Source organism: Pseudofulvimonas gallinarii, from assembly GCF_004343305.1.
GTDB lineage: Bacteria > Pseudomonadota > Gammaproteobacteria > Xanthomonadales > UBA2363 > Pseudofulvimonas > Pseudofulvimonas gallinarii.
In genome coordinates this window covers 57,295-66,530 of record NZ_SMAF01000015.1, presented here as the reverse complement: position 1 = coordinate 66,530, position 9,236 = coordinate 57,295, and the positions used below count along the sequence as shown (strand labels likewise).

Annotated in this window: 10 protein-coding genes; 6 read left to right on the top strand and 4 right to left on the bottom strand. The window is 68.5% G+C overall.

The annotated features are described in order from the left end of the window. Positions 1 to 196 precede the first annotated feature (196 nt). The gene (locus EDC25_RS10425) at positions 197 to 634 is read left to right on the top strand and encodes a PepSY domain-containing protein (protein WP_123522242.1); all 438 of its coding nucleotides are present in this window, start codon (positions 197 to 199) and stop codon (positions 632 to 634) included. A gap of 122 nt (positions 635 to 756) precedes the next feature. Here EDC25_RS10425 and EDC25_RS10420 read toward each other — a convergent pair whose 3' ends face one another. Beyond that, a complete protein-coding gene (locus EDC25_RS10420) occupies positions 757 to 1,422 on the bottom strand; it encodes a response regulator (RefSeq protein ID WP_123522241.1) in 666 nt (221 codons plus the stop codon). Between the two features lie 83 nt (positions 1,423 to 1,505). Here EDC25_RS10420 and EDC25_RS10415 point away from each other — a divergent pair, with 83 nt between their 5' ends. The 4 genes from EDC25_RS10415 to EDC25_RS10400 all read left to right on the top strand — a co-directional run bounded on the left by EDC25_RS10415 (position 1,506) and on the right by EDC25_RS10400 (position 5,935). Further along, positions 1,506 to 3,137 (top strand): 3-hydroxybutyrate oligomer hydrolase family protein, encoded by a 1,632-nt coding sequence (locus EDC25_RS10415; protein ID WP_164484058.1) that lies wholly within the window; start codon positions 1,506 to 1,508, stop codon positions 3,135 to 3,137. A 211-nt stretch (positions 3,138 to 3,348) separates the two neighbouring features. Then, complete coding sequence (locus tag EDC25_RS10410; RefSeq protein WP_132577484.1) at positions 3,349 to 4,140, top strand: FHA domain-containing protein; 792 nt, start codon at positions 3,349 to 3,351, stop codon at positions 4,138 to 4,140. Positions 4,141 to 4,223: 83 nt separating this feature from the next. Then, the gene (serC, locus tag EDC25_RS10405; protein ID WP_123522238.1) at positions 4,224 to 5,306 is read left to right on the top strand and encodes a 3-phosphoserine/phosphohydroxythreonine transaminase; all 1,083 of its coding nucleotides are present in this window, start codon (positions 4,224 to 4,226) and stop codon (positions 5,304 to 5,306) included. A 44-nt stretch (positions 5,307 to 5,350) separates the two neighbouring features. After that, entirely contained in the window at positions 5,351 to 5,935 is a 585-nt protein-coding gene (locus EDC25_RS10400; protein WP_123522237.1) for an NfuA family Fe-S biogenesis protein, read from the top strand. Between the two features lie 114 nt (positions 5,936 to 6,049). On the opposite strand, the gene EDC25_RS10395 is transcribed toward EDC25_RS10400, so the two are convergent. Both EDC25_RS10395 and EDC25_RS10390 read right to left on the bottom strand, forming a co-directional pair. Continuing rightward, the gene (locus tag EDC25_RS10395) at positions 6,050 to 6,391 is read right to left on the bottom strand and encodes a c-type cytochrome (RefSeq protein WP_123522262.1); all 342 of its coding nucleotides are present in this window, start codon (positions 6,389 to 6,391) and stop codon (positions 6,050 to 6,052) included. Then, on the bottom strand, positions 6,391 to 6,711 hold the full coding sequence (locus EDC25_RS10390; RefSeq protein WP_123522236.1) for a c-type cytochrome: 321 nt from the start codon (positions 6,709 to 6,711) through the stop codon (positions 6,391 to 6,393). Before EDC25_RS10390 ends, EDC25_RS10395 begins: the two co-directional genes overlap by 1 nt. Before the next feature lie 217 nt (positions 6,712 to 6,928). Here EDC25_RS10390 and EDC25_RS10385 point away from each other — a divergent pair, with 217 nt between their 5' ends. After that, positions 6,929 to 7,075: a 30S ribosomal protein THX gene (locus EDC25_RS10385; protein WP_123522235.1), complete on the top strand. Its 147-nt coding sequence runs from the start codon at positions 6,929 to 6,931 to the stop codon at positions 7,073 to 7,075. 81 nt (positions 7,076 to 7,156) lie between these two features. Here EDC25_RS10385 and EDC25_RS10380 read toward each other — a convergent pair whose 3' ends face one another. Further along, the gene (locus EDC25_RS10380; protein WP_123522234.1) at positions 7,157 to 9,217 is read right to left on the bottom strand and encodes an endonuclease; all 2,061 of its coding nucleotides are present in this window, start codon (positions 9,215 to 9,217) and stop codon (positions 7,157 to 7,159) included. Positions 9,218 to 9,236 lie beyond the last annotated feature (19 nt).

The window sequence follows — 9,236 nt, the reverse complement described above, 5'->3', positions numbered from 1 at the left end:
AGCGCCGCTCGCGATACCTTGCGTCCGTCTCTCTTCATGTCGGGTTGGACAGCACTGGCGGACATTGGTTCCCTAATTTACTGACTTATGAGTAAATATCCTGTGAACGGCACTGTCATCGTGAGTTTAGAAGGCCGCGCGCAAGCTGTGCGCCGTTGGAACCGCCAACCCCCTGGACCACACGAGGAACCGCACCATGAACATCATCCGCAGCACCACGCTCACCCTTGGCCTGATCGCCGCCGGCTTCGCCTTCGCCCAGCCCGGCAGCGCTGGCCTGGGAACGACCGAGATCCTGCAGCGCGTCGAGCAGGCCGGTTTCACCGATGTCCGCGACCTGGAATTCGATGATGGCCTGTGGGAAGTCAAGGCCCGCGACCGCGACGGCCGCAGGGTTGAACTGCTGGTCGATCCGGCCACGGGCGAGATCATCGATCCGCGCAGCACGCCGGCGCTGGGCGCCGCCGACATCCGCAGCCGCCTGGAAGCCCAGGGCTACACCGCGATCCGCGACGTCGAATATGACGACGGCCGCTGGGAGGCCGAGGCGGTCAACGCGGCCGGCCAGGCGGTGGACCTGAAACTGGATCCGCGTGACGGCCGCGTCCTGAGCGAGAAGGTCGACAACGACTGATGCGCCCGTGCTTCGACCGGCACCCGCCGGTCGGCACCCGATGGCCCGGCCGCGCCTTGCGCGGTCGGGCTTTTTCTGGAAGGACGATCACGCCTCGGTCGAGGCGTGTCGACGGCGTACCGTCAGCCGGCGTCCCGGCTGGGATCGGCCAGTTCCAGCGAACGCAGCAGCACGCCGGCCTGGGTGCGGTTGCGTACGCCCAGCCGTTCGAAGATGACCGTCAGATGCGCCTTCACCGTGCGCTCCTGGATGCCGAGGACGTCGGCGATCTGCTTGTTGAGCCGGCCTTCGGCCACCAGCGCAAGCACGCGATGCTGCTGCGGCGACAGGCTGGCCAGGCGACGGGTCACGCCGTCGTCGTCACCGCCGCTGCGTTTCAGCGCCTCGATTTCGCGGCGCAGGCCATCGGGCAGGTAGTCGCGACAGTCCAGCACCGCCGCCAGCGCCTCGCCCAGCTGCTCGGGGCTGGCGCTTTTCGGAATGAAGCCCATCGCGCCGCATTCCAGCGCACGCGCGACGGTGCGCGGATCGTCGTGCGCCGAGATCATCACCATGGCTACCGCGGGAAATTCGGCGCGCAGTGCCGCCAGGCCCATCAGCCCGCGGCTGCCGGGCATGTGCAGGTCGAGCAGGACCAGGTCGACATCGCCTGGGTGGCGCAGGCTGGCGACGGCTTCGTCCAGCGTGCCGGCTTCCAGGACAACCGCGTTTCCGACCTGCTCGCGCACGGTCTGTGCGAGGGCGCGCCGGAACAGTGGATGGTCGTCGGCGATCAGGACGGTGGTCATGCGTGCAGGATAGCTGCCCGATGGTGCAATGGCCGCCCCGATCCATCGCGTTATCCTTGCAGGATGTCCCTGGAGACCCGCCCATGCTTCGAATTGCCGCCTGCCTTGCAACGCTTGCCGTTGCCGGTTGCACTGCCGCGCCTTCGCGCGACGTGGCCCTGAACCCGCTGCCGGGGCTGGAAGGAGAGGTTGTCGTCACCCGGCATGCCGGCAACGACGACCTGATGACGGCCGGCCTTGGACTTGAGGGGCTGCGCCAGATGCTGCCGCCGGCCTCGGCCGATGCCGATGCGGCGGAGTGGCGTCGCCGGTCGATCTGGTCGAGCTGGCGCGGCATTGCCGACCTGCGTCCGGGCAGCCTCGACGAACTGGCGACGGTGCCGGGTCGCGAGTTCTCGGCGCAGCTGCGCCTGCCGGGTGACAACGAGCCGCACCGCGTGGTGATGCAGCTGCCGGATCATTTCGACGTGGCGAATCCCTGCCTGATGGTCGCGCCGGCATCGGGTTCGCGCGGCGTCTACGGCGCCATCGCCGTGGCGGCACCTGTCGGCCTGCCGCGCGGCTGCGCGATCGTCTATACCGACAAGGGCGCCGGCAGCGATTTCCGCGAGGCCGGCGCGGATGGCATCTACGTGCCGCACGCCCACAACGGCGACAACCCGGAAGCGCGTTGGGGCGAACACGTCCTGGCCGCGGCACGTTTCGGCCTGGCCATCCTTGATCGCGAGGGCCTGCGCCGTGAAGCGTTCACCGCCGGCAACGTGCGCGTCATCGCCACCGGCATTTCCAACGGGGGTGGTGCCGTCCTGCGAGGCGGCGAGCTCGACAGCGAAGGCCTGCTGGACGCCGTGGTCGCCGCGGCGCCGAACATCCAGCCCCGCTGGACCGGCATGCGTCCGCTCTTCGACTACGTCACCGAGGCGGCCCTGTACCAGCCCTGCATGCTGGCGGATGCGGACCGCGCCGAAGCCCCGTTCGTGACGCCGGAGCTGCGTGAACAGGGTGCGCGTCGTTGCGCCTTGCTGCGCAGCGCCGGCCTGCTCGATGCACGCACCGCGGCGGGACAGGCGCGCGAAGCCGGCGAGCGCCTGCGCGTGGCCGGCTGGGACGAAGGCGCGCTGCAGCTGGCCGGCCAGAACATCGCCTTCGATGTCTGGCGTGCGGTCGCGGTCACCTACGCCAGTGCCTATGGTCGTTACGGCGTCGGCGGCCATCCCTGCGGCTTCGGATTTGCCATGCTCGACGCCAACGGCCGTCAGCGTGCGGCCACCGCACTGGAGCAGCAGCTGTGGCGCAGCGACGGCAGCGGTATTCCACCGACCGCCGGCGTCGCCATCGTCGATCCCAGCGCCGGCGGCGAAGATCCGCTGCTGCCCGGCCTGATGTGCCTGCGTCGCCTTTGGACGGAAGAGGGGCCCGATGCGCGCCGCGTCCGCGAGGGCGTCGACGCGGTCGCCGCCAGCGGCCAGCCGCGCGTGGCGGATACGGTGATCGTCCACGGCGCCGACGATGCGCTGATCCCGCCGGCCTTCACCAGCCGCCCTTACGCGGCGATGGCGAATGCCCATGGTCGTGCGGTGACCTATGTCGAGGTGCCGCGCGCGCAGCATTTCGATGCCTTCCTGCCGTTTCCGGCCATGGCCGGCTACGTGCCGCTGCTGCCGGAGGTGTGGCGACAGCTGGCAGCGGCTGTGGACGGCAGTGCCGCGCCCTGATCCCGTAAGGCCCCGGGCGGATGTGGTCCATCCGCCCCGCGGCGGTTTCTGCGCCGAGGCCTGCCTGCCGTTCCACTGGCCCGGTGCCGACGTGTCTTCACGGCAGTGATCCAGCCGCCGCCGGTGCGCCCGGCTGGGCCTGCAGCAGCGCTCGCAACGCACCGCCGACCGTCACCCGACGCGCTTCGTCGATCCGCACCGGAAACCGGTCATGTCCCCTCGCAGCACCGTGCCGGTTTCCGCTACGCTGGCGGCAATGGAATGGCATCTTCAATGCCCGGATGGCCGGCGCCTGACCCTCGCAGCGGATGTCGACATGCTGGTCGGCGCCGCCGGCAATGCCCAGTTGAAGCTGCCCGCGCTGCCGGACCGCTGTGCGCTCCTCCAGCGGCGCGGCGATGATGTCTGGATGCAGGTGCTGGCCGCTGACACGCAGGTCGGCGTCAACGGCCGTCCGGTCCAGCATCTTTCACGACTGCGCGCCGGCGACCGCGTGTGCTTCGGCAGCAGTTGCATCGATCTCGTCGCCGCCGGGCGCGGAGTCCCCGGGACGGATACCGTCGCCGACTTCTTCCTGCGCGTGCGCAACGGCGCCCGCAGCGGCAATGTCCATCGCGGGCCGGTGCTGCACCTGGACGACCACGGCGAAGTGGTGTCCGCGGCTGCCGGCGTGGTCGGACTGATCCTGGTCGAAGGCAGCGTCCGCCTGGATCCGAACGGCTCCGCCATCCGCCTCAACGGCACGCCGCTGAAGGAAACGGTCACCGTCGTCGATGGCGACCAGCTGCAGATCGGACAGCGCCGCTACATCGTCGAGACACTGGCTGCGCCACCGCCGGAACAGGCGACGCAGCGACTGGAGGTCGACGACATCCCGCTGGTCGCCGATGTCGCAAGCGCCAGGCCGGCGGCACAGCAGGCCGGCGGCCTTTGGGGACTGATCGTGCTGGCGGCGGTCATTGCCGGCGCCGTCGCCATCCTGCTGTACTTCAACAACGCCTGATCCCGACGGTTCCCGACGCCGTCCGCACCGGCGGCTCAGGCATAATCGCCGCTTCCTTTCGAGCGTTCCCGGTGCCTGCCGCCATGACACGAGCCTTCAATTTCAGCGCCGGTCCGGCTGCGCTGCCCGATGCCGTCCTCGAGCGCGTCCGCGACGAGATGCTGGACTGGAACGGTACCGGTGCATCGGTGATGGAAGTGTCCCATCGCGGCGCCGCGTTCGAGGCCATGGCTGCGCAGTCCGAACAGGATCTGCGCGAGCTGCTGGGTATCGGCGACGACCATGCCGTGCTGTTCCTGCAGGGCGGCGCGACGCAGCATTTCGTGCAGGTGCCGATGAACATCGCCCACGGCGCCAGCGCCGATTACGTGATCACCGGCCACTGGGGCGCGCGTGCGGCGAAACTGGCTTCCCAGGTCTGCAGCGTGCGCATCGCCGCGAGCAGCGCCCAGGGCGGATTCCGCGGCCTGCCGGCGGCTGGCGACTGGCAGCTGGATCGCAATGCCGCCTACGTACACATCACGCCCAACGAAACCATCCACGGCGTGGAGATGCATGGGCTGCCCGATACCGGCGCGGTGCCCATCGTCGCCGACATGTCGTCGACGCTGCTTTCGCGGCCGCTGGACATCTCCCGCTATGGACTGATCTACGCCTGCGCGCAGAAGAACATCGGTCCTTCCGGACTGGTGCTGCTGATCGTCCGCCGCGACCTGTTGTCGCGTGCGCCGGACAGCCTGCCGGAGATCTTCCGCTACGACCGCCACGCCGCGCAGCGTTCGCTGCTCAATACGCCGGCGACCTTTTCCTGGTATGTCTCCGCGCTGGTGTTCCGCTGGTTGCGCGAGCAGGGCGGCCTGCAGGCGATGGCGCAGCGCAACCAGGCCAAGGCCGCGGCGCTGTATGCGGCCATTGACGGCTCCGGCGGCTTCTACCGCAACGAAGTCGACCCGGCCGCGCGTTCGTGGATGAACGTACCGTTCCAGTTGCGGGATCCGGGACTGGACTCGACGTTCCTGGCCGAGTCCGCCGCCGCCGGCCTGATCGGCCTGAAGGGCCATCGTGTCGTCGGCGGCATGCGCGCCAGCCTCTACAACGCCATGACCATGGCCGGTGTCGGGCAGCTGGTCGACTTCATGGCCGATTTCGCGCGCCGTCACGGCTGAACGGGCGACTCCTTCATATCGGACCGTTCTGGTACCATTTCGCCATGATCCACGTCGACGCCCGTGCCCGGGCCTATTTCATCCGCCTGCTCGAACAGCAGGGGCCGGACATCCTCGGTATCCATCTGAGCGCGGTGGCGCCGGGAACGCCCCGGGCCGATGTCGCGCTGCGCTACTGCGAAGCCGTGGACCTGCGCGGCGACGAGTGGGAAGTCGATGTCTGCGACGGCTTGCGACTGTATGTCGATTCCGACAGCGCGCCGTTCCTGGACCAGGCGGAAATCGCGCTGCGCAGCGAAGGCACCAGCGAGCAGCTGAGCATCCGTGCGCCAGGACTCAAGGCCAGCGCGCCGGCCGGCGACGCCAGCCTGGTCGAGCGCGTGCGCTGGCTGATCGAAAGCGAGATCAATCCGCAGCTCGGCAACCACGGCGGTCGTGTCGCGCTGGAGGAAGTCACCGCGGACGGCGAGGTGGTGCTGCGCTTCGGCGGCGGCTGCCAGGGTTGCGGGATGGCCGACGTGACCTTGCGCGACGGCATCGAGAAGCGCCTGCGTGATGCCTTCCCGGAAATCAGCGCCGTGCGCGATGCCACCGACCACGCGCGCGGGCAGACGCCTTATTACCGCTGAGTGATCGTCGTGCGCCACGGCGTGTCGCGCTGCCGGCGTGGGCGCTAAGAGCCCCTGAAACGGAAAAGGCCGCCCAAGGGGCGGCCTTCCTGTTGCCGGCGGGCGACGACGCGATCACTTGAAGTGGCTGAGGTCGTCCAGCGAACCCTTCTGCGAGGCGAAGTACGCCGCCAGGTCGTCGATGTCCTGCGCGGTCAGCGTCGCCATGAAGCCCTGCATGATGACGTTCTGGCGCTCGCCGGTCTGGTAGGCGCGCATGGCCTGCGACAGGTAGTCGGCGTACTGGCCGGCGATCAGCGGATACTGGGGATCACCGATGCCGTTGCCGTCGACACCGTGGCAGGCCTGGCATACCTGCGACTTCTCGCGGCCACGTTCGGCGTCGCCGGCGGCGAAGGCCGGGGCGTTCAGGCCGAACAGGACCAGCGCGCTGGCGACAAGGATGGCGCGGGACATCATGGTGCTTCCCTCAGGCTGGCCAGGTAGCTGGCAACGTTGTCGATTTCTTCGGCGCTCAGGGCTTCACCCTGCGCACGCATGGTCGGATGGGTACGCTCGCCCTTGCTGTACGCGGTCAGCGCGGCCACCAGGTAATCCCGGTTCTGGCCGGCGATGCGCGGCACGTGATAGTTGGGGTAGGCGTTCTTGTAGCCCGCGATGCCATGGCAACCGGTGCAGGTGTAGGCGAGCTGGCGGCCGGCATCGAGGTCGGCGGCGTGGGTTGTGGCGGCCAATGACAGGGCGCCGGTGGCGACGATCAGCGGAATCAGCTTCATGCTGCGGCGTTCCAGGACGGGGCGGACGAAAGCGGGAAGTATAGCCAGCCCGGCGCTTTCCCCCAAGCCCTGCAAGCCGGTCCGGTCCCGGATGCGCGCCATTTCACCACCGCGCGCGGTGGGCGGGGTCGCGCCAGGGTGCCTCGCGCAGCAGGCCGGGGCGTTCTGCTATTCTCCGCGCCCTTCCATCCCACTACGACAAAGCAGGAGAACGGTCATGGGCAAGGGCGACAAGAGCACGCGGCGCGGCAAGATTTCGGCGGGCAGCTACGGCATCGCACGTCCGCACAAGGCGAAGGCGGCGGTGGCCACCAAGGCAGCGGCCAAGCCGGCTGCGAAGACGGCCGCTCGCAAGAAGGCCTGATCACGCTCGCGCGCTCCGTAGCGCGAACGGAAAAGGGCGGCCATCGGCCGCCCTTTGTTTTTCCGGCATGCGGATCGGCGATCAGTCGCCGAATCCGTTCGCGAAGATCACGTCGCTGACGACCGGGCAGATGTCCTTGAACAGGCAGGCCGCCCATTCCGGATGGTCGATGAAGGGATTGCGGTTGCCCTGGTAGCTGTACACCACCTCGTTGCGCAAGCGCTCCTTCTCGTCCGGCGGATCCTGTTCGTGCCAGGCCAGGATCACGTCGAGCAGGCCCATATAGGCGCGCCCGGTGCCGTTGTTGGCGGTGTTGGTGCCTTGGATGAGGCTGGTGTTGTTGGTCAGGATCAGGTCCGGCTCATGCCAGCCGTTGGCGTGCGTGCCGCCTTCATAACGGATGTCCATGTACATCACCGCGCGGGCGACGTCGCCGCGACGGCCGACCCAGGTCTCCCAGAGGTTGCCGTTGAACCAGTTGGAGTTGCCCGGGTGCGTGCCGCTGCCGCCGCCCTGGCCGTCGTTCACCAGCGTCGTGCGCTCGGTGCAGCCGCTGTTGCAGGTGCCGAAGTACTTGTTTCCGCGGTCCGAGTTGTAGCCGACATGCGACAGCATGAGCATGTGCGTGTCGGTGTAGGCGTGGCTGTTGCCGCTGTTGGGGAAGCCCAGCGAATTGGGCCAGGTGTGCTCGCGGTTGTACGGGCCCTGGCCGCCACCGAACTTGGCCATGCTCTCGTTGCGGTAGATGTCGAGAATGCGCGTCGGATCGGCGGGATCTTCGTCCGCCTTCTCGAGGATCTCCCAGGTATCCGGACCGCTGCTCGACGAATACGGGTACCACTGGTGGTCGTCGATCACCTCGTGCAGGGTCGCGCGCAGGGTGGCGGCGCTGGTGGCGACGACGCTGGCGTAGTAGTCGCCATTGTCGGACGCGGTCGTGAAGGTCCAGGTGTAGTCGGCGACCATCGGGGTCGGGACGCCGTCAAGGTCGATGACGTGGTCGGCATCGACGAGAACCGTGCATGTTTCCAGGGCAGCGAAGTCGCTGTCCGGATTGACCACGTACTGGGTCGGGCCGCCGCTGATGCTGACGCTGACGTTGCCGCTTTCATCGCAGCTTAGTTGCAGCCAGCCCGGCTGCGTGGTGACCGGTTCGCTGAAATCGACCTGGATATTGGCGCTGTGCGCAACGCCGCCGGCGCCGACAGCGGGAATGTGATGGGCCACGGCCGGCGGCAGGTCGGCCTGGGTGGTGAAAGTGTGGCTGACGTTGCCGGCCATGGCGTCCGGCGTGCCGTCGCGGTCGGTGACCAGGGCGCCCGTGACGGTGACGGTGCAGGACTCCAGGTTGAGCACGGCGGTCTGCGCGGTCGCCTGGTAGCTGGCGTCCGTGCCGGAAATTGAGAGCGCGATCGGGCCGGAGGTGGCGCAACCGAGCGTGATGGCGCCGGGTGCAAGGTCGACGGCCTCGCTGAAAACCGCATTGATGACCGGCAGGGTGGACACGCCGATGGCGCCATTGGCCGGCGTCAGCGAGTTCAACTGCGGCGGCACGTCCACCGCGGGTGCGAAGCTCTGGCCAGGGTTGCAGGCACCGAAGGAGGCGGGAGCGGGCGGCTGCCAGGTGAAGGACTCATAGCCCGAGCCGCCGCTGCCGGCCAGTGCGAGTGAATGGCCCACCGGCGTGCTGCCCGGCTCACTGACACCGATGTCGGTGCCGACCATGCCCTGGGCCGGGCCATTGGTTGCCGTGAAGCTGCCTTCGTAGGTGAGGAACTGCACGACGCCCTGCGGGCTGACCAGGGCCAGGCCGTCCGGCGATCCGTTCTGGATCTGCGGGTTGCTGCCACCCGGCAGCGCCACCACCGTGCCAAAACCCGAGCACTGGTCGGGGATGGTGCCGGACAGGGGGATGGTGTCGTAGACGGTACCGTTGGAACCGTTGTAGAGCACGACCGACCAGCCGGTCAGGCTGGTGCCGGCCGGACCGGCGATCTCCACGGCCTCGCCGACGTCGACGTCGACGTTGTCGTAGTGCAGCTCGTTGATGAACACGGGCGTCGTGCCCGAGACAAAGGCGGACGCCGCCGGCGCGGCGACAAGCAGGGCCGCCGGCAGCAGCCGGCGCAGGGCACGGTACATGGAGATCTCCGGTTGAGCG

Bases quoted from the DNA above. Each gene is read 5' to 3' on its own strand.
- EDC25_RS10425 (WP_123522242.1), top strand. From the start codon at position 197: ATGAACATCATCCGCAGCACCACGCTCACCCTTGGCCTGATCGCCGCC.
- EDC25_RS10420 (WP_123522241.1), bottom strand. From the start codon at position 1,422: ATGACCACCGTCCTGATCGCCGACGACCATCCACTGTTCCGGCGCGCC.
- EDC25_RS10415 (WP_164484058.1), top strand. From the start codon at position 1,506: ATGCTTCGAATTGCCGCCTGCCTTGCAACGCTTGCCGTTGCCGGTTGC.
- EDC25_RS10410 (WP_132577484.1), top strand. From the start codon at position 3,349: ATGTCCCCTCGCAGCACCGTGCCGGTTTCCGCTACGCTGGCGGCAATG.
- serC (WP_123522238.1), top strand. From the start codon at position 4,224: ATGACACGAGCCTTCAATTTCAGCGCCGGTCCGGCTGCGCTGCCCGAT.
- EDC25_RS10400 (WP_123522237.1), top strand. From the start codon at position 5,351: ATGATCCACGTCGACGCCCGTGCCCGGGCCTATTTCATCCGCCTGCTC.
- EDC25_RS10395 (WP_123522262.1), bottom strand. From the start codon at position 6,391: ATGTCCCGCGCCATCCTTGTCGCCAGCGCGCTGGTCCTGTTCGGCCTG.
- EDC25_RS10390 (WP_123522236.1), bottom strand. From the start codon at position 6,711: ATGAAGCTGATTCCGCTGATCGTCGCCACCGGCGCCCTGTCATTGGCC.
- EDC25_RS10385 (WP_123522235.1), top strand. From the start codon at position 6,929: ATGGGCAAGGGCGACAAGAGCACGCGGCGCGGCAAGATTTCGGCGGGC.
- EDC25_RS10380 (WP_123522234.1), bottom strand. From the start codon at position 9,217: ATGTACCGTGCCCTGCGCCGGCTGCTGCCGGCGGCCCTGCTTGTCGCC.